Annotated in this window: 23 protein-coding genes and 1 pseudogene; 15 read left to right on the top strand and 9 right to left on the bottom strand. The window is 56.5% G+C overall.

Annotated elements, in window-relative coordinates:
- Positions 1-22 precede the first annotated feature (22 nt).
- The 5 genes from F6Y09_RS11465 to F6Y09_RS11445 form a co-directional block, all read right to left on the bottom strand.
- Positions 23-349, bottom strand: coding sequence for a YqcC family protein (locus F6Y09_RS11465; RefSeq protein ID WP_152207075.1), 327 nt, complete (start codon positions 347-349; stop codon positions 23-25).
- Positions 350-370: 21 nt separating this feature from the next.
- Positions 371-1,165 (bottom strand): ParA family protein, encoded by a 795-nt coding sequence (locus F6Y09_RS11460; RefSeq protein WP_152207074.1) that lies wholly within the window; start codon positions 1,163-1,165, stop codon positions 371-373.
- A 67-nt stretch (positions 1,166-1,232) separates the two neighbouring features.
- Positions 1,233-1,946, bottom strand: coding sequence for a DnaA regulatory inactivator Hda (gene hda, locus F6Y09_RS11455; RefSeq protein ID WP_246180503.1), 714 nt, complete (start codon positions 1,944-1,946; stop codon positions 1,233-1,235).
- Positions 1,925-2,482, bottom strand: coding sequence for a CDP-alcohol phosphatidyltransferase family protein (locus F6Y09_RS11450; RefSeq protein ID WP_152207073.1), 558 nt, complete (start codon positions 2,480-2,482; stop codon positions 1,925-1,927). The genes hda and F6Y09_RS11450 overlap by 22 nt, the downstream gene beginning before the upstream one ends.
- Positions 2,483-2,509: 27 nt before the next feature.
- Positions 2,510-3,823 carry a DUF2066 domain-containing protein gene (locus F6Y09_RS11445; RefSeq protein WP_246180502.1) on the bottom strand — a complete coding sequence of 438 codons (1,314 nt, stop codon included), beginning with the start codon at positions 3,821-3,823 and terminating at the stop codon, positions 2,510-2,512.
- A gap of 198 nt (positions 3,824-4,021) precedes the next feature.
- Between F6Y09_RS11445 and purM the strand changes: the two genes are divergently transcribed.
- From purM to F6Y09_RS11430, 3 genes are all read left to right on the top strand, one after another.
- Positions 4,022-5,086 (top strand): phosphoribosylformylglycinamidine cyclo-ligase, encoded by a 1,065-nt coding sequence (gene purM, locus F6Y09_RS11440; protein WP_152207072.1) that lies wholly within the window; start codon positions 4,022-4,024, stop codon positions 5,084-5,086.
- Positions 5,083-5,763, top strand: a complete 681-nt coding sequence (gene purN / locus F6Y09_RS11435) for a phosphoribosylglycinamide formyltransferase (RefSeq protein ID WP_152207071.1) — start codon at positions 5,083-5,085, stop codon at positions 5,761-5,763. Before purM ends, purN begins: the two co-directional genes overlap by 4 nt.
- A gap of 125 nt (positions 5,764-5,888) precedes the next feature.
- Entirely contained in the window at positions 5,889-6,674 is a 786-nt protein-coding gene (locus F6Y09_RS11430; protein WP_152207070.1) for a DUF3108 domain-containing protein, read from the top strand.
- Here F6Y09_RS11430 and F6Y09_RS11425 read toward each other — a convergent pair.
- The 3 genes from F6Y09_RS11425 to dcd are packed head-to-tail and all read right to left on the bottom strand — an operon-like array spanning position 6,671 to position 9,204.
- Positions 6,671-7,948 carry a valine--pyruvate transaminase gene (locus F6Y09_RS11425; protein ID WP_152207069.1) on the bottom strand — a complete coding sequence of 426 codons (1,278 nt, stop codon included), beginning with the start codon at positions 7,946-7,948 and terminating at the stop codon, positions 6,671-6,673. The two genes, F6Y09_RS11430 and F6Y09_RS11425, sit on opposite strands and share 4 nt — an antisense overlap.
- 45 nt (positions 7,949-7,993) lie before the next feature.
- Entirely contained in the window at positions 7,994-8,593 is a 600-nt protein-coding gene (locus F6Y09_RS11420; RefSeq protein ID WP_152207068.1) for a YjaG family protein, read from the bottom strand.
- A 44-nt stretch (positions 8,594-8,637) separates the two neighbouring features.
- Positions 8,638-9,204: a dCTP deaminase gene (gene dcd / locus F6Y09_RS11415; protein WP_152207067.1), complete on the bottom strand. Its 567-nt coding sequence runs from the start codon at positions 9,202-9,204 to the stop codon at positions 8,638-8,640.
- A 447-nt stretch (positions 9,205-9,651) separates the two neighbouring features.
- On the opposite strand from dcd, the pseudogene F6Y09_RS11410 reads away from it, so the two are divergent.
- From F6Y09_RS11410 to F6Y09_RS11390, 5 genes and pseudogenes are all read left to right on the top strand, one after another.
- A pseudogene (locus F6Y09_RS11410) lies at positions 9,652-9,945 on the top strand (outer membrane beta-barrel protein); the annotation flags it as partial.
- 113 nt (positions 9,946-10,058) lie between these two features.
- On the top strand, positions 10,059-10,658 hold the full coding sequence (locus F6Y09_RS11405; protein ID WP_152207430.1) for a paraquat-inducible protein A: 600 nt from the start codon (positions 10,059-10,061) through the stop codon (positions 10,656-10,658).
- 29 nt (positions 10,659-10,687) lie between these two features.
- Entirely contained in the window at positions 10,688-11,311 is a 624-nt protein-coding gene (locus F6Y09_RS11400) for a paraquat-inducible protein A (protein ID WP_152207429.1), read from the top strand.
- Positions 11,301-12,977 carry a PqiB family protein gene (locus tag F6Y09_RS11395; protein WP_152207065.1) on the top strand — a complete coding sequence of 559 codons (1,677 nt, stop codon included), beginning with the start codon at positions 11,301-11,303 and terminating at the stop codon, positions 12,975-12,977. Before F6Y09_RS11400 ends, F6Y09_RS11395 begins: the two co-directional genes overlap by 11 nt.
- On the top strand, positions 12,974-13,570 hold the full coding sequence (locus F6Y09_RS11390; RefSeq protein ID WP_152207064.1) for a PqiC family protein: 597 nt from the start codon (positions 12,974-12,976) through the stop codon (positions 13,568-13,570). Before F6Y09_RS11395 ends, F6Y09_RS11390 begins: the two co-directional genes overlap by 4 nt.
- A gap of 17 nt (positions 13,571-13,587) precedes the next feature.
- Here the strand turns inward: F6Y09_RS11390 and apbC are convergent, their stop codons facing one another.
- Positions 13,588-14,688, bottom strand: coding sequence for an iron-sulfur cluster carrier protein ApbC (gene apbC / locus F6Y09_RS11385; RefSeq protein WP_152207063.1), 1,101 nt, complete (start codon positions 14,686-14,688; stop codon positions 13,588-13,590).
- 144 nt (positions 14,689-14,832) lie between these two features.
- Here apbC and metG point away from each other — a divergent pair, with 144 nt between their 5' ends.
- The 7 genes from metG to F6Y09_RS11350 are packed head-to-tail and all read left to right on the top strand — an operon-like array spanning position 14,833 to position 22,333.
- Positions 14,833-16,869: a methionine--tRNA ligase gene (metG, locus tag F6Y09_RS11380; RefSeq protein WP_152207062.1), complete on the top strand. Its 2,037-nt coding sequence runs from the start codon at positions 14,833-14,835 to the stop codon at positions 16,867-16,869.
- A 17-nt stretch (positions 16,870-16,886) separates the two neighbouring features.
- Positions 16,887-17,468: an electron transport complex subunit RsxA gene (rsxA, locus tag F6Y09_RS11375; RefSeq protein WP_152207061.1), complete on the top strand. Its 582-nt coding sequence runs from the start codon at positions 16,887-16,889 to the stop codon at positions 17,466-17,468.
- Between the two features lie 12 nt (positions 17,469-17,480).
- Complete coding sequence (gene rsxB, locus F6Y09_RS11370; protein WP_152207060.1) at positions 17,481-18,059, top strand: electron transport complex subunit RsxB; 579 nt, start codon at positions 17,481-17,483, stop codon at positions 18,057-18,059.
- A complete protein-coding gene (gene rsxC, locus F6Y09_RS11365) occupies positions 18,059-19,876 on the top strand; it encodes an electron transport complex subunit RsxC (protein WP_152207059.1) in 1,818 nt (605 codons plus the stop codon). The genes rsxB and rsxC overlap by 1 nt, the downstream gene beginning before the upstream one ends.
- A gap of 33 nt (positions 19,877-19,909) precedes the next feature.
- Entirely contained in the window at positions 19,910-20,962 is a 1,053-nt protein-coding gene (gene rsxD / locus F6Y09_RS11360) for an electron transport complex subunit RsxD (protein ID WP_152207058.1), read from the top strand.
- A 2-nt stretch (positions 20,963-20,964) separates the two neighbouring features.
- Positions 20,965-21,591 (top strand): electron transport complex subunit RsxG, encoded by a 627-nt coding sequence (rsxG, locus tag F6Y09_RS11355; RefSeq protein WP_152207057.1) that lies wholly within the window; start codon positions 20,965-20,967, stop codon positions 21,589-21,591.
- A gap of 25 nt (positions 21,592-21,616) precedes the next feature.
- Entirely contained in the window at positions 21,617-22,333 is a 717-nt protein-coding gene (locus F6Y09_RS11350; protein WP_152207056.1) for an electron transport complex subunit E, read from the top strand.
- Positions 22,334-22,342: the final 9 nt, after the last annotated feature.

Raw genomic sequence — 22,342 nt, 5'->3', positions numbered from 1 at the left:
CCGCCTGACCACGCAATGGCAGTCATACTTGCCCGCTCAACAGGCAGTCAATAACCTGAAGTTCCCGAATCAACACCTCCCCAGACCCGGCTTTGCCCTGAAAATATTCTTCGGCCATGGGCGCCATGCCCGATACCGCCGGCAGACACTGCCCCTGCTCGACCAGGACCTTCATTTTCGGCAAAAAGACAAACTGAAGCCATTCAACAAACTCCAGAGTGTCAATACAGAATGGTTGAGCGCTTTGCAGGGCGTCGGCCGGTGGTAGCTTGTCGGACCAGACGGAGAGTCGGCGCAGCTCAATTTCAATGCGCAGCAGGCTGTCCGCCACTTCTGAATACTTTTCCACGTTTCACTCCGGCTTACGGATTCATGTCAAAGGCGTGAGCTCCACCGACTCACCCTGCAACAGCCTGAAAAGGTCTACGTACTGTACCGTCAGTGCGTGTTTGGGGGCAAAATGAATCAGCGGTCGCCCGGCCTGATGGGATTCCTTCATTTTTACTGAGCTGGAGAGCCGGACCGGCAACACCGGAAGCCCTTCTTCCATCAGCTCAAGAACCAGCTGCCGAGGCAGCGATGCCCGGGACTGAAACTGATTCGCAATAATGCCTTCGATAGCGAGACCTTCATTATGGTCTTCTTGCAAATCACGAATTTCGCCGAGCAGCCCATACAGCGCCTGCCGTGAAAAATCATCACAGTCAAACGGAATCAGACAGCGCTCGGAGGCAATCAGTGCAGACCGGGTATAAAAATTGAGCGCAGGAGCGGTATCAATATAAATTTCGTCAAAGTTTTCACCGAGTTTCTTGAGCGCTTCGCGTAGCTTGTAGATCTTGTGTTTGGCTTCAAGCTTGCGCTCAAGAAAATCCAGTTCCGGGCTCGAAGGGAGTACGAAAAGGTTATCGTAGGGCGTTGCATGGACGAACTCGTCCGGGCGCCGGTTGAACACAGTGAAAGACACGGTTTGCTCAAGCAAATCCGCGACGGTGTCGTGCAGTTCAGTGGCAGGCTTGCCCAGCAGATACCGGGTTGAATTACCCTGCGGGTCGAGATCGACAACCAGCGTCCTGTTACCCCTGGCGGCGCTGATCGCGGCCAGGTTACAGACAATACTGGATTTACCAACACCGCCCTTTTGATTGAATACCACTCGTCTCATATCGCCCTCTGGCATTGTTTCCCTGAGAAAAACCCAGACGCAGCGGCCCCCATCGACCCTCGCCGCGTCACCAAGCCATTACCGACTTTACGAACGGAATGGTTAACTTTCGCTGTGCACGTAAAGAATTCTCGTCAAGCCGGTCCAGTATCTCCAGCAGGGCGGCAAGTTTCCTGGGCGCCCGGCGCAAAATAAATACGGCCACCTCGTCACTCATCACAAGACCTCGCTGCTCGGCCCTTGACTGCAGTATGGTCATGCGGTCGTCATCCCGGTATATGCCAAGTTGTATGACCAGACCATGCCGAAGCCGGGAGACCAGGTCCTCAAGCTCAAAAGTCAGGGCACCCGGAAGGTCCCTCAGGCTGATTAACAGAGAATGCCCTTGATCAGTCACCCGATTGTACAGGTGGAAAACTGCCTCTTCCCAGCCCGGGTTGCCGGCAATGAGGTCAAGATCATCCAGCGCCACCAGACTCGGTGAATCCAGACCATCCAACGCTTCCGGTCCGAAGCGCAACAATTCTTCGATGCTCATGCACACGGAGGTTCGGCCCAGCTCGTCAACTCGCCTGCAACCTGCCTGTAAAAGGTGACTCTTGCCGGTATCTTTGTCCCCGCACACCACCGCCATAAATCGGTCCGTGGACGCGCAGAGACTGACCAGATGCGCAGCTGCACCCGCGTTGCGTTCACCGTGAAAGTTCTCAAACCGGGCATCATCACGAAGCCTGACGCCCAAGGCAAGCTGCGGACCACTCATCCTCGTTTTGTCCGCCATGCCCTGCCCGTCCAGATAATGACATAGTGCAGACCGCTGGCCACAGCCGACACCGCCACCAGATCAACACCCAGAGGCAATACCCAGGGGGGCATGGGCAATCCGGCAAGCAAAATGATAATTGCCAGTACGACCAGAATCTGGACGAAGGTATTCAGTTTGCCCAGGAGGCTCGGCTGTAGCTCGAATCTACCCACAGTGTAATGAAATACCAGACCCCCCAGGACAATCAACACATCCCGGCCCAGAACAACAAGAAACAGCCACAACGGCAATACGCCGGTCCAGGTCAGCATCAAATACGCTGTAATCAGAAGAGCCTTGTCCGCGAGAGGATCGGCGATCGCGCCCAGCCGGGAGCGCCATTCGAAATGGCGGGCCAGAAATCCATCGATACCGTCTGTGACGGCAGCCACGAAAAAGACGATCAGAGCGACACGGTACTGGGTCTCAAGCAACGCCATGGCAAATGGAACGATCAGCAGCACCCGAAGAAACGTCAGTGCGTTTGGAATCCAGCGCCAATATGATGTCATGATCAGAGCTCCGCTCCGCTCATTGTTTTATCCATCCGTTGTTTGTTCCGGGGCTGCAACCACACCGCTCCCCTGCCACCGGTATCTTAAGGTCTGATAAAGCAATTCGAAGGCCTCTTTGGCAGCATTCTCATCGCCATCAATCTCCAGTGGCCGATACTGGAACGCCTGGCTGTCGTCATCTGCTTCCGCGGCGCTCGGAGCTGTAGTGGTATCGACAACCAGGGGATCATCCGCTGACACCTCTGCACCGGTGTCAACGCCGGATTGCAGGCTACTTGCTTCTTGGGGCGCCCCACTGTCACCAGGACGTGACTGACCCTCAACAAACCGGCCGTCAAGCTCAATGTAACGCTCAAGCTGCGACAACTCGCCCGAGAAAGAAACCCTGACTGTAATCTTGTCCTTGGTAACCCGCACGGGATTGGCCACCACCACCGGCGCCATTTCTGCCAGTGTGCGCTGAACCGAGGCATAGTCTTCCAGTGAGCTGACACCATCGACGACTACGTCTACCCGGGTCGCGTCCTCAACATCACCAGCGGCCACCGCGTAGCGTTCCGCCAGCATGTCTGCCCAGGCACCAACAATTGCCTGTGCCAACTGCCCCGGGCTGGAGCCGGTAACGGTTTCGTCACCGGTATCAAAACCATTGCCTTCGAGACGCCATGCACCTTGCCACTGATCGCCCCGCCGGTTGATCTTCACCACCGCCAGCAAATCATGGTCAATATTTTCCGACGCGTCTCTCACCGGTCCCATGAACTGGCCCCAGACTTCAGACAACAGCCGCCGATCAGCCCCACGGTCGGCCGACGGCAGCGCAAGCGGTAGTCCACGGTTGATGGCAGCCGCCGAAAACGCCTGATTCCAGGCCCTGTTGCTGCTGGCCTCATCGTCGCTCAAAAGCTGGCGGCCACCGCGGTCTTCAACAGCTACCCAAGCCAGTGTCAGGGGGCGGTTCGCACCCCATACCGGAGCCTCAAGGGATGCCAGGGCACGATTAACACCCACTGCACCGAAGGTCATGCTCAGACGGTCCTGGCCGTCACCAGCGGTTGATCGCAGAAACTGATAGGATTGAACCAGCGTCTGCGCCTCGTCCATCAATGTGGCTATGCCTTCGCGGTTCATGATATCGCGCTCGCCCGAAACCCTCAGCAGAACCCGACGAAGGCCATCAGCGTATCCGCGCTTCAAATCGTCCGGCGCAGAACCTGCCACAGGCACCTGGATGGTGTACAAACCGTCAACCGTGACCGCAGCAACAGGCGAGCACAACCCGGCCAGCAGTATGAGCATCAGACCCGCTTTCTGTTTCAGTTGCGCTGTTATAGACATTCGGCACCCTGGATTTCGCTGGAATGGCGCATAGGATACACCAAGCCATTTACCCTGAGTAGCAACCCGAGCCTATTGATGGCGGACAACACCCAAACCCGCAAATCCGGAAACATTCTTTAATCGGATTTGGAGCGACCTGGCGCACCTGCTAAAATCCAGCGCTTATTCTTTCAGGCCAAGGCGGTTAACCACACCATGAGCGAACAGAAGCCCTCCCTTACATACCGCGACGCCGGAGTCGACATTGACGCTGGCACCGAGCTTGTGAACCGCATCAAAAACACCGCCGCTCGCACTCGCCGGCCAGAAGTCATGGGAGGTCTTGGTGGTTTCGGAGCCATGGTATCCATTCCAACCGGCTATAAAGAACCGGTGCTGGTATCAGGTACCGATGGCGTCGGCACCAAGCTTCGGCTGGCAATGCAACTGGGCAGACACGACACCATCGGTATCGACCTGGTGGCCATGTGCGTTAACGATCTTGTCGTAGGCGGTGCCGAACCGCTCTTTTTCCTTGATTACTACGCCACCGGCAAACTCAATGTAGACATCGCCGCCAATGTGGTTGACGGTATCGGCAAGGGTTGTGAATTATCCGGCTGCGCCCTGGTCGGCGGAGAAACCGCCGAAATGCCCGGCATGTACGAAGGCGACGACTATGACCTTGCGGGCTTTTGTGTCGGGATTGCCGAACGTAGCGAGATTATTGATGGCCAGCGTGTACAGGCCGGCGATGCTCTGATTGCCATTGGCTCTTCCGGTCCCCACTCCAACGGTTACTCGCTGATTCGCAAGATCCTGGAGGTCAGCGCCGCCGATCTGACTCAGCGAGTCGGTGAAGCCTCACTGGCTGACGCACTGATGGAGCCGACAAGAATCTATGTCAAGAACATCCTTCAACTGATTAAAACCGTCGATGTTCGAGCTCTTTCTCACATTACCGGCGGCGGGTTGCCGGAGAATATCCCACGCGTCTTGCCAGCCGGTGTTTGCGCGGCACTGGACACCGGAAGCTGGTCGCTACCACCGGTTTTCGAGTGGTTAAAACAGGCCGGAGGTGTCGCTGATCACGAAATGTACCGTACGTTCAACTGCGGGATTGGCATGGTGGTTTGCGTTCCGGCTGACCAGGTCTCCCTGACACTCGACACCCTGAATGCTCTGGGGGAAAATGCTTGGCAGCTCGGTGTAATTGAACGCCTTGAGGATAATAAAGCAAAACCGGAAGTGCGTTACGCGGCAGGACTTTTGCAGGCATGATTGCACAGGATATAACCGAGCCCCGTATCGTTGTGCTGGCGTCAGGTAATGGCACCAACCTCCAGACCCTGATTGACGCAACAATAAGCCAGGCATTCCCTGGCAAGATTGTCGCGGTCGGCTGCAACAGGCCCCGGGCCTTTGCCCTTGAGCGTGCGGCACAAGCCGGAATTGAGACCTTTACAGTGGATCATACCGAGCATGACTCCCGGGAGAGCTTTGATGCTGCACTGGGGGCAGAGATCGACCGCCATGCACCGGATCTTCTGGTTCTCGCCGGATTCATGCGTATTCTGACCACCGAATTCGTGCGTCGGTATCACGGCCTCATGATCAATATTCATCCGTCATTACTGCCGAAGTATACTGGCCTCAAAACCCATCAAAGAGCACTGGATGCCGGTGACAAAGTGCACGGTGTTTCCGTTCATTTTGTCACCGAAGATCTGGATGGCGGGCCGGTGATTGCCCAGGCGGAAGTCGCGATCGCACCGAGCGACTCGGCCGAGATCCTCGCTGAGAGGGTACGAACCAAAGAACATCTGCTCTACCCGATTGTTGTACGCTGGTTTTGCGAAGGACGACTCAAAATGGAAGCCGATGTTGTCCATTTTGACGGTATGCCTTTGCCAAAACCGCTTTACCTCGCTGAAGAGAGCCAGGCTCCTGCCGACTGATTCCTCACTTTGACGCCGGGGCCATATGAACTGACGGTCATCCGCCAGCCTTTGGAATAGAAGTACCCGTTGGCCTACTGTCAAGTGCATCTGGCTCGTTATCTGTTGCTGATCAAAGGACTTTAATGAAAATATCCGGTTATTTTTACGCGATACTCCTAACCTCGCTCACCCTCACAGCATCCGGCACTGCGGTCGCATCGGCGCCGGAAAGCCACACCCTTAACGGGCAAATATCGGAGAAGGCCAACCCGGCAGCAATACCGAAGATTGAGCTGAACCCTCTGAGTTCGAGCTACAGCGCGGCTATTGACAAGGGTATCTCCATTAACGGTAGCGCAGTCCGGAGCCTTGAACCCCAATCGGATGGCACCTGGCTGTACCGGTTCGATGTGGATTCTTTTATTGCGGATATAGAGGAATCCCTACATTTTCGCTGGGAAAACAATCAGGTCGTCCCCCTGCGATATCGCTACAAACTATCCGGCCTGATGATTCCTGACCGCAAGCGCACCATCGATTTCAATCGGGACACTCAGACTGTCAGCGGTCACTTTGAGGGTGACAAGTTCCAGATGGATCTTAAGGAGAATGCTCTTGATCCCCTGGGGTATCAGCTGCAGCTGATGCAGGATCTCAAAGCCGGCAAGCGCGAAATGGTCTACCACGTGATTGATGATGGCGATTACGATGAGGACCGGTTTGCTGTGCTGGGAGAGGAAACCCTCAAGACCGCGCTCGGCGAGCTCAAAACCCTCAAGGCCGAAAAAGTCCGGGACCCGGGCAGCAAACGTGAAACATTGATGTGGTTTGCGCCGGAACTGGACTACTTGCTGGTCCGTCTGGTGCAAGTGGAGTCGGATGGAACCCGGTACGACATCGAGATCAGAGACGCTAATATCGGTAACTAATCGCAGTCCTGATCATACTCCCGCCAAACGGCTTTTACTTCTTCAGCGATAATCCGCAAGCCTTCTGCCACCCGGTCATCGTCCTGGGAGTAGGTCACTCTCAGGCATTCCTGCCGGTGACGCCAGCCGTCCTCCGGCAATCCCGGGAAGAAATAATGCCCGGAGACGACCAGCACGCCCCGATGCTTCAACCGCTGGTAGAGCTCGAAACTGGTGATCGGCAGGCCGGGAAACCACAACCAGAGGAACATGGCGCCTTCCGGTTTGTGGGCATACCACTGATAATCCTCCCCCATGGCATCGGTAAAGACCGCAACCGCCCGTTCCATCTTCGCCTTGTAGAAGGGGCACACCACGTCCCGGCTCAGCTTCAGGATATCCCCGCTGCGAACCAGAGGTTCCGCCAGCACGGCACCAAAACTGCCAGTCGCTAAATTCATAATGGCGTTAATGCCTGACAGCGCCTTGATAACCGGGGCGTCAGCAATAACAATGCCGGTTCTTGCCGCCGGCAACCCGAGTTTGGACAGACTCAGGCACAGGATGATCTGCTCGTTCCAGTGTGGAGCTGCATCCACAAATAGCAGGCTGGGAAACGGTGTGCCGTATGCCCCATCAACTATCAGGGGAATATCGTGGGCTCGCGCCAAAGCCTCGAGCCTGGAAAGTTCGCTGTCGGTAACGACGTTTCCGGTGGGGTTGGTTGGACGGGAAACACAAATTGCGCCGGTTTCCGCCGTCACTTCCAGCTTGTCGAAATCGACCCGGTATTTGAACTCATGGGCGTCAGTGAACGAGATCTCCGGCCGCACAGCACGGAACAGGTCCTGACCGATTCCGGCATCCGCGTAGCCGATGTATTCGGGAGCGAGGGGCAACAGTATGTGCTTGCGTTGACCTTGACCGTACTCGCCACCAAACATATTGAACAGCATGAAGAAGGCGGCCTGGCTGCCGTTGGTGAGGGCAATATTGTCGGCAGTGAGCCCCCAGTCATATTCCGAGTTGAGCAGTGTCACCAGCGAAGCAATAAAGCGCTTTTCACCCTGGGGCGGGTCGTAAACACCTACCAGTCTTCGCAATGCCTCGGGATCGTTAGCGATATCCTCCAAGATGCCCTGCAGCCGCGCCTGGATTTCAGGGATGTGTCCTGGATTTCCGCCACCCATCATGATCATGTCTTCGCCGGACGCCAGAGCGTTGCCCAGGTCATCCATCAGCGACGTGATACCGGATTCCGCTGTCATTTTCTGACCAAATGCAGATAGCTTCATCAGAGCAACCGTAACCTCAGGGAAGTCAGAACCTCATTGCCAGAGTCAGTCCTGGAGCGAGATACCGATATTGCTTACGCCAGCATTGGCGGCTTCGTCCTTCAGGCGTTCGACAAACTGCTCGGTCGGGGTCCGTTGGCGTTTGATCGATAGCAACACGTCCCGCTGAAAGGCCTTGTCGATCTTCATCAATTCGTGACGGTCCAGCAACCGTACCAGTTCATCTTCACTCATGCCCTCGGCTTCTGACACCTCAATAAAACTCATTACCGTGCCCGTGGCCCACTGGGAGGCTTCCGTCGCACGGTGACGCCCCGGATTCAGACGATTCAGAAGTGCCTGTTCCAGCAGCCGGCAACAATCGAAAGCTGGAAACACGCCATAGACATCGTATTGCTCTACATCGGGAGAGAGACTTTCAAGTCTGGCGAGCATAGTTGGAATGGCGGATTCTGAGGGTTCTTCCTGCAACATGGCCCAGGCTTGGTCAAGGAGAAAACGCATCTTGCCACCGCCTTTCATGCCAACGGCATCGGAAAACAAGGCGTAATTGGGAAAACCCCGTTCAGCGAGAGCCAGCAGGAATGCGCACTCGCGCCAACCCTGAAGCTGTTCAACCGCTTTTAAAAACTGGTTAGCATTCAAGACTACCTCCCTGAACTTTAATGGGTTTGAACAATGGCCGACTGTCAGGTGCGTGGCAGGGTAACGCCCGTCTGTCCCAGGTATTTGCCCCCGCGATCCTTATAGCTGGTTTCACACACTTCGTCGGATTCAAAGAACAACATCTGTGCGACACCCTCATTGGCGTAGATCTTTGCAGGCAGATTGGTGGTATTGGAGAACTCCAGCGTCACCTGGCCTTCCCACTCAGGCTCCAGTGGCGTGACATTTACAATAATGCCGCACCGAGCGTAAGTGGATTTACCAAGACAGATCGTCAATACGTTTCTGGGAATACGGAAGTATTCCACCGTACGCGCCAGAGCAAACGAATTAGGTGGAATAATGCACACATCGCTGGTGATGTTGACGAAGCTGTTATCGTCGAAATTCTTGGGATCCACGGTGGCCGAGTGCACATTGGTAAAAATCTTGAATTCATTGCTGCAGCGAACATCGTAGCCATAGCTCGACGTGCCGTAGGAAATGACCCGCCCTTTGGAAGACTCCCGAACCTGGCCTGCCTCGAAGGGTTCGATCATGGCGTGGCTCTCGGCCATGCGGCGGATCCATTTATCGGATTTTATGCTCATCAGTGCAGTCTCATCATGAATTCAAAAGGTGCCGCCTCTAGGCGGAGGCGTATCTTAACGCCAGTGCAGATCGAATACAAAATGTGTAGGCGATACCGGCATTGCTAACGCAACGCACTTTCAAGCGGCCAAGTCCTATACGCAGCACCAAACGCGGAAAGTTTGAGCAAACAGAATTCAAACTTCACAAACATAACCCATGTTTATATTTAACAACTATTAATAAACAGAAGAGTAAATCTTGAATAAACACTGAATTAGCGGCCCTGGTTAATAGTAACTAAATATTAAACGTATGTATTTATAGTTTAATTCAAACTCGAAATTTTCAGGGTAATATTGTCGTCAGTCATTTGATTTGTATTGCTTATGCAATCAAAACAGACGGGCTTATTTGCTGATCTTTTATAGCAAACTGTTTGTTGAACGAACCACAGGAAAGGTCTCGGTCTGTCAGCACGCGGTCGGCTGCCGATTACCGAAAGCTTTGGTGTGTATGCAAAAGCCGGTGCGTTCGTCTCGGCATTTGACGTCGATGCCTTTGACGAAGATGAGTCCTACGACGATGTATCACCTTTCGTTGGTGCAGGTATTGATTTCCGCGTCTCCCCACAGTTGACGGCGCTCGCGGAATACGACCGCTACAACGTTGACATCGACGAAAACGATTTCAACAGCCAGATCACCAACGACGGACCGGAATTCGATACTGGCCGGGTTGGCGGACGCCTGCTGTTCTGAGCAGCGTTGAATACAATGCCATTGCAGCATTAACGGCAGTATGCACCACGCTGGACAGGAAGTAGCGATTCACCCAAGCTGATGGCACTTCATCAGTAGCAGGAATCCGCGTGGTGCACGACCCGACACAACTCATCATTTGCGACTATTGCGATTCGGTTTATCACCGGCCCGCACTAGCCAGCCACCAGCAAGCTCGTTGCCAGCGGTGCGACGCGATACTCGCCCGTCACCATTTCTTGTCTCTCGATCAGTTACTGGCCCTTACCGTGACTGCAGGGATGTTGTTGTGTTTCCTGCTGTTTTATCCGGTCCTCCTCGTCCAGACCCGTGGCCAGACCCACTCGGCTACATTGATCGAATCCGTGGTCGCTTTGATTCAGGGGCCCATCAGCATTATGGCCATTGTTACAGCGTTTGCGATTTTGGTGGTGCCTGCGATGCAGATTTTCCTGCTGCTATGGATATTGATGTATTCACGTTTTTCACGGCGTGCGCCCGGCTTCCGATATGCCATGCTGACCCTGACCGCGCTGCGTCCGTGGAATATGCTCGAGGTCTTTCTGCTCGGTGCGGTAATCGCCATTGTGAAGTTGACAGGACGTCTTGAGGCGATGCCTGCTGCCGGTTTATTCGCTCTTGGAGGCCTCAGCCTGCTGCTCATCGGCATTGCCGGTCGTGACCTGCACCTGCTTTGGGAAAAGCTACCGTGACCCCCCCGACAGCCCGTGAACTCCACCTGATGCAATGTCATCGCTGCCGGCTTGTCTGTGCTCGCGCTAGCGTTAGCGACAATGCAGAGCATAGTGCCCAATATAACTTCCGGCAGAGTTGCCAGCGATGCGGAACCCGTCTCCACGCACGCAAACCCAACGCCATAGCTCGTACCTGGGCCCTGATGATTGCCGCTCTTATTTTTTACATACCTTCCAACCTCCTGCCTATTTTACACACCAGTGCCCTGCACCATGACTCGACCACCACTATTCTTGGCAGTGTCGTGGCGCTCTGGCGGGCAGATGCCTGGGATATTGCCGTTATCATTTTTATTGCCAGTGTCGGAGTACCGGTCACCAAGTTCCTGGTGCTGGCTTTACTGCTGATTACCGTTCAACTTGGCAATACCCGCTCACGCAGAGAACGGACAAAGCTATATCGACTGCTCGAACTGATAGGCTACTGGTCTATGCTGGATGTTTTTGTCGCTGCGCTGCTAGCGGCCCTGGTGCAGTTTGGTGCATTGGGGGCCATTGAACCAAAGGCGGGAATTCTGTTTTTTGGTCTGGTGGTTATCCTGACCATGTTAGCCACACTGAGTTTTGATCCACGACTGATATGGGATTCACAGCCAAAAAATGAGCAATAACCCTGCAACAAATGAGCCCGGCGAGGCGGATATTCGTTCCCGTCGAGTTGGTTTATCCCTGGCCTGGCTGGTGCCGATCGTGGCCGCCCTGGTCGGACTTTCAATGCTTGTGGGTTCCTGGCGCGACGCGGGCCCCACGATTGAGATTACCTTTGATACTGCCGGCAGTCTCACGCCGGAGAAATCCCCGGTTAAATACCGGAACGTCGCTATCGGCGAGGTCAGAACAATTACACTCAGTAAGGATCAGCAGAATGTCGTTGTCGCCGTAGATCTGAATAAAGATGCCGAAGCTTTCGCCCGGGAAGACGCCCGCTTCTGGGTCGTGAAGCCCCGCATCGGTGCAGGGGGCGTCTCGGGACTGGACACGCTGCTCTCAGGAGATTTTATCGCTGCCATCCCCGGCACTTCCGAGACCTCTGCAAACAACTTCAGGGGACTCGAAACGCCGCCACCCATTACCTACGACGAACCAGGTAAGCGTTTCCGACTGAGAGCCCCTGATCTGGGCTCCCTCGATATCGGGTCGGCGGTCTACTACCGCAAGGTAAGGGTTGGCGAGGTGGTCTCCTACCAACTGGACCCATCCGGCGAATGGGTCAACCTGGGAGTTTTCATTACCGCCCCACATGATCAATATGTTACCTCCAACAGCCGATTCTGGAACGCGAGCGGTATTGACCTGGGCATCACCACGGATGGAATCCAGCTCGATCTCCAATCCCTGACATCGGTACTGGCAGGCGGTATCGCTTTTGAAACGCCCGCCCGTGCGCCCGCGGCAAAGGCCGCCAGCACCGACAGGAAATTCACTCTGTACAATGACAGAACCTCGGCAATGGCACCTGACAAAGGCCCTGCCCATTCAATTCATATGCGTTTTGGTCAATCACTGCTGGGTCTCAAGCAGGAGGCACCGGTTTACTTCATGGGTAATGAAATTGGCGAAGTAACCAGCGTAACCCTGGATTACGACGCCAAACAGCAAACCTTTCCCGTGGTGGTGGACGCCAGGATTTATCCCCGCCTGATGGGCCAGGCTTATGACCAGTTGCTCGAAACCGTTGGCGACGAGGCGGACGTCGACACCAGCAAGTCACCCATGGCAACACGACTGTTCAGGCAACTGGTCGACCATGGCTTGAGGGCTGAGGCGCGCACCAGCAACATTCTGACCGGGCAGCTTCACATCGCGCTGGAATTCTATTCGGGGGCTCAAAACGCCCAGGGCTCCATCACGCCGGACAATCCGGATCAAATCCTGATTCCGACCCAGGCCACCAACCTCGACAAAATGCAGGACCAGCTTACATCCTTACTGGAGACACTGAATTCTCTGCCACTCGCTACCATTTCCAGCAATCTGGAGGGCAGTCTGGCAGAGTTGCAACAGACACTTGGGGCGATCAATGATGAAGCACTACCAGCAACCGTCAACATTTTACAGGGGATGGAGGAGCTCATGAACAGCATGTCATCAACCCTGACCTCGGCCGAAGCAGCCTTGTCGCCCAACTCGCCGGAACGCCAGCGCCTGGGCTTGGCTCTGGACGAGGTAGAGCGTATGTCACGATCCGTCAGGGAGCTTTCGGATTATCTGCGCCGTCACCCGGAGTCGCTGGTGCGGGGCCGGGATGAGCAGGGCCGGGGTGAGTTCAGCCAATGAAGCTATCACTCATTAACCAGCCTCGGTTCAGGCCCGAATTCAAGGGACTTCTATCACTCCTTCTTCTGGCTGCCTTGTCTGCTTGCAGCAGCCCACAGATTCGCACTCACACCCTGGTGCCACCGCCCCAGATAAGCGAGACAGGCAACAATACTGGCGCGATAGTGGTGGCGCATGTGAGAGTCCCACCCCAGCTCAACCGCACCGAGTTGGTTGTTCGTAAAGGTGACAGTCAGCTTCTGATACTGGAATCGGACTGGTGGGGCGCGCCGTTGCCGGAGGAGATTCGCAGCGCCCTGGACGCTCGGCTCGGCCAGGCAGCAGGCGCAGATTACCCGACGCAGGTCTGGGTAACAGTGACGCGATTTGATGCCATACCCGGTCAAGGGGTCTGGCTGGATGCGGACTATCGCCTGGCCGGTAACCCGAAGCTGGCAACCTCCGGGCTGACATGCAACACCCGCAGCCGCAACGAGGCAGGCACCACCGTTGATTCACTGATCCGTGCACACCAATTGAACGTTGAGGCGCTGGCAGAGGATATTATTGAGACGGTGCGAAATCTCAACGCCGGCAACCCGGGCTGCCCCTAACCGGCAACAGCCCGTGTTCAGTCGTCACTCATGGAGATACTCGGAATCGGTGAGCTCAAGTTGCGGGCTCGTTGAGACAGGATCGCCCCGATCCGGCGAGCAATGTCACGGTAGCGTCGCGCCACTTCCGAATCCGGCTCCGCCATCACCGAAGGCGTGCCACCATCGGTCTGTTCCCGGATCGTTATGTGCAACGGCAACTGGCCGAGCAATGTGGTGTCGTAGTCGTCTGCCACGCGCCCACCGCCGCCTTCACCGAACAGGTGTTCTTCATGGCCGCAATTGCTGCAGATATGCACGCTCATGTTTTCTACCACACCCAACACCGGAATCTCGACCTTACGAAACATCTCGATGCCCTTCTTGCAATCCAGCAGCGCGATGTCCTGGGGGGTGGTGACAATCACCGCCCCGGTAACCGGCACCTTCTGCGCCAGAGTAAGCTGAATATCGCCGGTGCCTGGTGGCATATCCACCACCAGATAGTCCAGATCATCCCACAGGGTCTGGGTCAGTAGCTGCTGGACCGCGCCACTGACCATTGGCCCCCGCCAAACCATCGGGGTCTTGTCGTTAACCAGAAACGCCATCGACATCGCCTGGACACCATGAGCGGGTACCGGAATAAAGTACTTGCCTCCCTTCGTATCCGGTTTCTGGCCCTCGGGAATACCCAACATCATGCCAACACTGGGGCCGTAGATATCGGCATCCAGTATGCCAACCCGGGCGCCTTCCTGACTCAGGGCCAGAGCCAGGTTAACGGCCGTGGTTGACTTGCCAACGCCACCCTTACCGGACGCCACCGCGATAATGTTCTTTACCCCGGCAATGGACTGCAGATTGCCCTGGGCCTGGTGCGCACGAATACGCTGGCTTACATTCACCGTGGCGGCGGTCACCCCCGGAACGTTCTCTAGGGCGTTACGGACAATTTCCTTCAACGCACCGGCAATTCCTCCTGACGCGTAAGGCAGCTCAACGGTCAGCGTGACCTGGCCATCGTTACCGGCGACCAGGGACTTGACCGCATTCAGCTCGTAAAGATCCTGCCCGAGGTAGGGGTCCCGGTATTGGCTGACAGCGGTTTCAAGGGCTTGTTGGGAAATTTGAGTCATCGAACTCTCCACACGATTAAAATTCAAAAAAAGCGGACCAAAGCGACGAAAACAGGGCTGGCCAGATGAAAAAAAAGTGTCTGGAAGGTATCATCTGTGCCCGCTTCTGACCATAACCATTCTTGATCAAGGTTCGGACCTAAAATGACGCAAGCGAGCTCTCTGAAAAAGCGCGATATTCTGGTGACCAGCGCCCTGCCCTATGCCAACGGGCCCATACATCTGGGGCACTTGCTGGAATACATCCAAACCGACATCTGGGTGCGCTATCAGAAGATGCGTGGCAACAACTGCTACTACGTGTGCGCCGACGATGCTCATGGTACCGCCATTATGCTACGGGCGGAACGTGAAGGCATTACCTCCGAGCAACTGATTGCTCGCATCAACAAGGAGCATCAGGAAGACTTCAGCGGCTTCCAGGTGAGTTTCGACAACTACTACTCGACGCACTCGGCGGAAAACCAGTCCTTTTCCAATTACATCTACAAGCAGCTGCAGGACAACGGGCACATCGCCACCCGCAAGATCACCCAGTCCTACGACCCGGAAAAGCAGATGTTTCTGGCGGACCGGTTTATCAAGGGCACCTGCCCCAAGTGCAAAACCGAGGACCAGTACGGTGATAACTGCGAGGCCTGCGGTGCCACCTATACGCCAGCGGAGTTGATCAATCCCCGTTCGGCGGTATCCGGTGCCACACCGATCGAGAAGGAATCCGAACACTATTTTTTCCGCCTCCCTGAGTTCGCAGACTTCCTGCAAGCCTGGACCCGCAGCGGCACCCTACAGCCTCAGGTTGCGAACAAGCTTGCCGAATGGCTGGACGCTGGTCTGCAGGAATGGGATATCAGCCGTGATGCGCCTTATTTCGGTTTTGAAATCCCCGATGCGCCCGGCAAATATTTCTATGTCTGGCTCGATGCCCCGATTGGCTATCTTGCCAGTTTCAAGAACCTGTGCGACCGGGAAGGGATTGATTTCAACCATTTCTGGAAGCCGGATTCCACCGCCGAGGTTTACCATTTCATCGGCAAGGACATCATCAACTTTCACGCCCTGTTCTGGCCTGCCATGTTGTACAGCGCCGGCTACCGCACACCCAGCGCCATTTATGCCCACGGGTTTGTCACAGTTAACGGCAAGAAGATGTCCAAATCCAGGGGTACATTCATCATGGCCCGCACCTATCTGGACCACCTCAACCCGGAATATCTGCGCTACTACTTCGCCGCCAAGCTCACGGGCAGCGTCGACGACATGGATTTGAACCTCGAGGATTTCGCGTTCCGGGTCAACTCCGACCTCGTGGGCAAGGTAGTCAACATTGCCAGCCGCAGCGCCGGCTTTATCACCAAACGCTTTGACGGTAACCTCGGCCAGGTGACCGAAACCGATCATATGAAAACCTTTATCGATGCAGGTGACGACATTGCCGGCTTTTATGAAGCTCGTGAATTCGGCCGTGCCATGCGCCGGATCATGGAGCTGGCGGATATCGCCAACCAGTACGTCAATGACGAGCAACCCTGGGTGATCGCCAAGCAGGACGGTCAGGACGAGAAGCTCCAGGCCATCTGCACCAACGCCCTCAACATGTTCCACCTGTTGATGACCTATCTCGCGCCGGTGCTGCCGAAAACCGCTGAAGCATCGGAAGCGTTTCTGAATGCCAGACTTGACTGGAACGATCGCGCACAGCGCCTCGAAGACCATGCCATCAACAAGTTCAGTCCGCTGATGAGCCGGGTCGAGATGCCCCAGATTGACAAGATGCTGGAGGCCTCCAAAGAGGAAATGCCTGCCGCTGTGGGCGATAAGGCACCGGCACAAACAAAGGCAGAGCCCATCGCTGATGAAATCGAATTTGGTGATTTCGCCAAAGTGGATCTGCGGGTAGCGGAAATCGTCAGGGCCGAGCATGTGGAAGGCGCCGATAAACTGTTGCGGTTGACCCTGAATATCGGCGAAGGTGAACGCAACGTGTTCGCCGGCATCAAGTCCGCCTACACACCCGAGCAGCTCCAGGGCCGGATGACGGTCATGGTCGCCAACCTCAAGCCCCGCAAGATGAAATTCGGCATGTCCGAGGGCATGGTGCTGGCAGCTGGTCCCGGTGGTAAGGATATCTTTATCCTGTCACCGGACTCCGGCGCCACACCCGGCATGCGGATAATGTAAGACGAGAGCAACCCACGATGGCGGAATACCTGCTCATACTGGTCAGCACCATTCTGGTGAACAACTTCGTGTTGGTCCAGTTTCTCGGCCTGTGCCCGTTTATGGGTGTATCCGGGAAGCTGGAAACCGCCATGGGCATGTCTCTGGCCACCACCTTCGTGCTGACCCTCGCCTCCATCTGCAGTTATCTGGCATATACCTACCTGCTGGCACCGCTGGGTCTCGAGTTCCTGAAGACCATTACCTTTATCCTGGTCATTGCGGTCGTGGTGCAGTTCACCGAGATGGTGGTGCGCAAGACCAGCCCGTTACTCTATCGGGTGCTGGGTATCTTCCTTCCGCTGATCACCACTAACTGCGCGGTGCTGGGAGTCGCATTGCTTAATCTCAACCGCCAGAATAACTTTGTTGAATCGGCTTTGTATGGTTTTGGCGCGGCGGCTGGCTTCTCCCTGGTATTGGTGATGTTTGCGGCCATGCGGGAGCGTATAGCCGTGTCCGATGTGCCGGTGGTATTTCAGGGTGCCTCTATCGGGCTGATTACCGCCGGTCTCATGTCGCTTGCGTTCCTGGGCTTCACCGGCCTGGTCAGCGTGTAAAGGAGGCCCGCCATGTGGACAGGTATTCTGATTGCTGTTGCAGTTCTCTTTGTGCTGGCGCTCATCTTCGGAGGCGTTCTCGGCTACGCGGCGGAACGCTTCCGGGTCGAGGGCAACCCGCTGGTTGAACGGATTGACGCACTGCTTCCCCAGACCCAGTGCGGCCAATGCGGCTTCCCCGGCTGCCGCCCCTATGCTGAGTCCATTGCCAATGGGGGTGCCATCAATAAATGTCCGCCCGGTGGTGAAAGCACCATCAAGGCCCTGGCGGACCTGTTGGATATCGAACCCCAGCCACTGGACACTGAACACGGCACCGAACAGGAAAAGCGTGTCGCGGTCATTCGCGAAGATGAATGCATCGGCTGCACCAAGTGTATTCAGGCCTGCCCGGTGGATGCCATCCTGGGCTCCGCGAAACACATGCATACAGTGATCGAGAGCGAATGCACCGGCTGCGATCTTTGCGTTGAACCCTGCCCGGTCGACTGCATCGATATGGTGACGATCGAGCCCGACATCCGGAACTGGGCGTGGAGCCCTCCCGACAAGTCGATTATTGCCACCGATCGTCAGGGGGCAATGGCCTGATGCGCAAGCTGTGGGATTTCCCCGGCGGCATCCATCCGCCTCAGCACAAGAGTCAGTCCAACTCACAGCCCATCCGCTTTGCAGGGCTTCCGCAAAAGCTGATTCTACCCTTGCAGCAACACATCGGCTCCCCTGCTGAAACTCGCGTAGCGGTAGGTACTACCGTGTTGAAAGGCGAGTGTCTGGCCGCGGCTATCGGCACCCTGGGGGTCCCGGTCCATGCGCCAACCTCCGGTAAAATAGAGGCAATTTCACGACAGCCAGTTCCTCACCCCTCGGGCATGGTGGACTGGTGCATTACCCTGATACCGGATGGCTTGGACACCTGGTGTGAACGCCGTGCAATGCCGGACTACGCGCATCACCCCCGCCCGGAGGTGCTCGCTCGCATTCGGGACGCAGGCGTGGTCGGCCTGGGGGGCGCTGGCTTTCCCATCCACATCAAACTGCAGCCGCCAGAACGCGACAAAGTCGAGACCCTGATTCTCAACGGTGCTGAATGTGAGCCCTATATCACCGCCGATGATGTGCTGATGCGGGAACGCGCAACGGAGGTGGTCGAAGGTCTGAACATCATGGCGTGGCTGCTGGAACCGGCGCATTGTGTGATTGCCGTGGAAGACAACAAGCCCGAGGCCATCGCCGCCCTGCGCGCTGCCGCAGAGGATACTCTGATCGAGATTGTCGTCATCCCGACCAAATACCCCTCTGGCGGCGAGAAGCAGTTGATCCAGATCGTTACCGGCCTGGAGGTACCCCATGGCGGTATACCGGCCGATATTGGCACCATGTGCCAGAATGTGGGCACTGCCGTGGCGGTCTATCGAGCCATTCATCATGGTGAGCCGCTGATCAGTCGTATTACCTCGATTACCGGTCATGCGGTTACCACCCCCGGCAACGTGGAAGCCTACCTTGGCACGCCGGTGGCAGACCTGCTGAGGCAAGCGGGTCTTCAGACCGACCGCCTCGACCGGCTGATTCTCGGTGGCCCCATGATGGGCTACACACTGCAAAGTGCCGATGTGCCGGTTATAAAGACCACTAATTGCGTCATTGCAGCCGCCCGGGGCGAATTGCCAGAGCCGCCGCCGGAGCAGCCTTGTATCCGATGTGGCGCGTGCTCTGAAGCTTGCCCGATGGAATTGTTACCGCAGCAATTGTTCTGGTACGCCAAGGCCGAAGAATTCGAAAAAGCAGAACACCAGAACCTGTTCGATTGCATCGAGTGCGGCGCGTGCTCTTACGTGTGCCCCAGCAGTATTCCCCTGGTGCAGTACTATCGTTTTGCCAAGGGCGAAATTCGCGCCCATAACGCCGAACAACTGAAGTCCGACCGCGCACGGGAGCGCTTCGAGGCCCGCCAGGCGAGGCTGGAAAGGGAGCGCGGCGAGAAAGAGGCTCGCCGTGAGGAGCGGGCCCGCACGGCTGCCGAAGCCCAGGCAAAAAAAGCGGAGCAAAGCGGTAACAGCGACGGCCCCGCACTGGACGACCGCGCGGCAAAAACCGCCGCTGTCCAGGCAGCGCTGGCCCGCAAAGAACAGAAGGCCCAGCAACCCCTGACAGCGGCGCAGAGCCCGGACGAAACCACCGAGCCTGACATCGCTAGCCTGGAAAAACAGCTCAGCCAGGCTCAGGATAAACTCGCCACCATGGTCGCTATGCTGGAAGAGGCACAAACCAGCGGCGCGGACAATGCCGATAAGCTTGAGCGCGCGGTGGCCAAGAACACCGAGCGGGTCAAGCGGGCCGAGGAAGCGTTGAGCGCTGCACGGAATGAAGCAATTCAACCTGAAACCACACCACCGTCCGGGTAACTCCGGATTCACCAGGATGTAACGGCAACACTGATGACACTCAGGCAACAATCTTCACCCCACACTCGCGGGGCCCGCTCAACCGCCCACATTATGCTTTGGGTGATCGTGGCGACCCTGCCGGGCCTGATCGTGCAAACCATTTTTTTTGGCTGGGGCAACCTGATCAATGTGGCGTGGTGTATTGCGCTGGCCATTGGGGCAGAGGCCGCTGTGCTCAGACTCCGTCAGCGTCCCCTGAAGTTTTATCTGTCTGATAACACCGCCGCCCTCACCGGCCTGCTGCTGGGTCTTGCATTACCACCGTTCACTCCCTGGTGGGTTTCAGCTGTCGCTGTTATAGCGGCCATTGTAATGGCCAAGCAGCTATACGGAGGCCTGGGTTCCAACCCGTTCAACCCGGCAATGGTGGGCTATGCGCTGGTGCTTATTTCCTTCCCCGTCGCCATGACCACCAACTGGGCTGCGCCCGCGGGCCTGTTCCAGGGCGCTCCGGGGTTCCTGGAGACGCTTGGCCTTATTGCCGCCGGCAAGCAAACCGCCATTGACGCCTACACCATGGCAACGCCCCTGGACGTCTATAAACATGACATTGGCGCCCTTGTTGCGGAGGAAGTGCGCCAACATCCCAGTTTCGGTACTGGCGTAGCCAAGGGCTGGGAATGGGTCAACCTGGGGTTTCTGGCTGGCGGTCTCGTTCTGCTCTACCTGAAAATCATCACCTGGCATATTCCGGTCAGCGTGCTGGCCGCGCTCGTCGTTATGAGTCTTGCGTTCGGCAGCAACCAGGATCTTTATGCGCCGCTATCTCTGCACCTGCTGGCCGGCGCCACCATCCTGGGGGCCTTTTTTATAGCGACGGACCCGGTCTCGGCCGCCACCAGCCATCAGGGCAAACTGATTTACGGGGCCGGTATCGGGTTGCTGCTGTATGTTATCCGTACCTGGGGCAGCTACCCCGATGCGGTCGCCTTCGCAGTGCTGTTGATGAACTTTGCTGTGCCCTTCATTGACCATTACACGCCACCCCGAACCTACGGCCACAACAAGGCTCGCCGCGGCATTGCAAGCAAGAGTGCAGGATAACCATGGCAGCCGTCAGACAGTCCATTGTACGCAATGCCATCGGCCTCGGGATGTTTGCCGTCATTACCGCCGGGGTAATCGCCGTTACCCAGGCGGTGACAGCGGAACGCATTGCCGACCAGATTCGCCGAGCGGAAGCCGCGGCCCTGTTCGAGATCATTCCCGAACAACAGCACGATAATGACTTGCTGACGGATACCGTCGAACTGGCTCCGGACCCAAGGCTGGGCAACCGGAAACCTGTTGACGCCTGGGTCGCGCGCAAGGAGGGTAGGCCTGCGGGGGTTATCATTCCGGTAACCGCTACCGAGGGTTACTCCGGGAACATCCGACTGCTGGTCGGTATTGATCCGGATGGTGAAGTGTTGGGGGTAAGAGTGACGGCGCACCGCGAAACACCCGGTCTCGGCGACAAGATTGAACTCCGGAAATCTGCCTGGATTCTGTCCTTCAATGGTCGCTCCCTGGGCAACCCCGAGCGGGACGAATGGACTGTAATCCGGGATGGCGGTGTATTCGACCAGTTTACCGGCGCCACCATAACCCCCCGGGCAGTCGTGAAAGCGGTCCGCCAGACCCTCGACTATTTCCGGGATCATCAGCAACTGCTTCTGGGTGACGACGTTTAACCAATGACTGGACACAGGTAATTCAATGGCAACCAAGACCAGCACTGAGATCATCAAGGATGGCCTCTGGACCAACAACCCGGCGTTGGTGCAGGTGCTGGGTCTTTGTCCGCTGCTGGCGGTCACCAGCACCGTGGTCAACGCCATCGGGCTCGGGCTCGCCACCCTGATGGTTCTGATCGGCTCCAACCTGGCAGTGTCGCTGATACGCAATTTCGTGCAGGAGTCTGTCAGGCTGCCTGCCTTCGTAATGATCATCGCCTCCTACGTAACCTGTGCGGAACTGTTAATGCAGGCCTACGCCTATGAGCTTTACCTGATTCTTGGCATCTTCATACCGCTGATCGTGACAAACTGCGCGATTCTGGGTCGTGCCGATGCATTTGCCTCCAGGAATGCTCCTGGTCCGGCCATTCTGGACGGCGCCATGATGGGCATTGGCTTCCTGTTGGTGTTGATCGTACTGGGGGGCTTCCGGGAACTGCTTGGCCAGGGCACGCTGTTTGCCGGCATGGATCTGCTGCTGGGCCCGATGGCGGCTGACTGGGTTATCCGGCCGTTCGAGCAGTATCCGGACATGCTGTTCATGGTCCTGCCGCCCGGCGCCTTTGTCGGTCTCGGTTTGCTCATTGCCATCAAGAACGGTATCGACCGTCGTATCAAGGCGCGGCAACAGGCAAATGCTCAAGAGCCTGCAGCGTCGGGGAGCAAACGAGTGCGGGTAACAGGTCACGTCTCGTGAAGGTAACAA

It is taken from the genome of Marinobacter changyiensis, assembly GCF_009193265.1.
In the GTDB taxonomy this organism is placed as follows: domain Bacteria; phylum Pseudomonadota; class Gammaproteobacteria; order Pseudomonadales; family Oleiphilaceae; genus Marinobacter; species Marinobacter changyiensis.
Note: the sequence above shows the minus strand (reverse complement) of the source record. Positions and strands in the feature narration are given on the sequence as shown.

Bases quoted from the DNA above. Each gene is read 5' to 3' on its own strand.
- F6Y09_RS11460 (WP_152207074.1), bottom strand. From the start codon at position 1,165: ATGAGACGAGTGGTATTCAATCAAAAGGGCGGTGTTGGTAAATCCAGT.
- hda (WP_246180503.1), bottom strand. From the start codon at position 1,946: ATGGCGGACAAAACGAGGATGAGTGGTCCGCAGCTTGCCTTGGGCGTC.
- F6Y09_RS11450 (WP_152207073.1), bottom strand. From the start codon at position 2,482: ATGACATCATATTGGCGCTGGATTCCAAACGCACTGACGTTTCTTCGG.
- F6Y09_RS11445 (WP_246180502.1), bottom strand. From the start codon at position 3,823: ATGTCTATAACAGCGCAACTGAAACAGAAAGCGGGTCTGATGCTCATA.
- purM (WP_152207072.1), top strand. From the start codon at position 4,022: ATGAGCGAACAGAAGCCCTCCCTTACATACCGCGACGCCGGAGTCGAC.
- purN (WP_152207071.1), top strand. From the start codon at position 5,083: ATGATTGCACAGGATATAACCGAGCCCCGTATCGTTGTGCTGGCGTCA.
- F6Y09_RS11430 (WP_152207070.1), top strand. From the start codon at position 5,889: ATGAAAATATCCGGTTATTTTTACGCGATACTCCTAACCTCGCTCACC.
- F6Y09_RS11425 (WP_152207069.1), bottom strand. From the start codon at position 7,948: ATGAAGCTATCTGCATTTGGTCAGAAAATGACAGCGGAATCCGGTATC.
- dcd (WP_152207067.1), bottom strand. From the start codon at position 9,204: ATGAGCATAAAATCCGATAAATGGATCCGCCGCATGGCCGAGAGCCAC.
- F6Y09_RS11400 (WP_152207429.1), top strand. From the start codon at position 10,688: ATGCAATGTCATCGCTGCCGGCTTGTCTGTGCTCGCGCTAGCGTTAGC.
- F6Y09_RS11395 (WP_152207065.1), top strand. From the start codon at position 11,301: ATGAGCAATAACCCTGCAACAAATGAGCCCGGCGAGGCGGATATTCGT.
- F6Y09_RS11390 (WP_152207064.1), top strand. From the start codon at position 12,974: ATGAAGCTATCACTCATTAACCAGCCTCGGTTCAGGCCCGAATTCAAG.
- apbC (WP_152207063.1), bottom strand. From the start codon at position 14,688: ATGACTCAAATTTCCCAACAAGCCCTTGAAACCGCTGTCAGCCAATAC.
- metG (WP_152207062.1), top strand. From the start codon at position 14,833: ATGACGCAAGCGAGCTCTCTGAAAAAGCGCGATATTCTGGTGACCAGC.
- rsxA (WP_152207061.1), top strand. From the start codon at position 16,887: ATGGCGGAATACCTGCTCATACTGGTCAGCACCATTCTGGTGAACAAC.
- rsxB (WP_152207060.1), top strand. From the start codon at position 17,481: ATGTGGACAGGTATTCTGATTGCTGTTGCAGTTCTCTTTGTGCTGGCG.
- rsxC (WP_152207059.1), top strand. From the start codon at position 18,059: ATGCGCAAGCTGTGGGATTTCCCCGGCGGCATCCATCCGCCTCAGCAC.
- rsxD (WP_152207058.1), top strand. From the start codon at position 19,910: ATGACACTCAGGCAACAATCTTCACCCCACACTCGCGGGGCCCGCTCA.
- rsxG (WP_152207057.1), top strand. From the start codon at position 20,965: ATGGCAGCCGTCAGACAGTCCATTGTACGCAATGCCATCGGCCTCGGG.
- F6Y09_RS11350 (WP_152207056.1), top strand. From the start codon at position 21,617: ATGGCAACCAAGACCAGCACTGAGATCATCAAGGATGGCCTCTGGACC.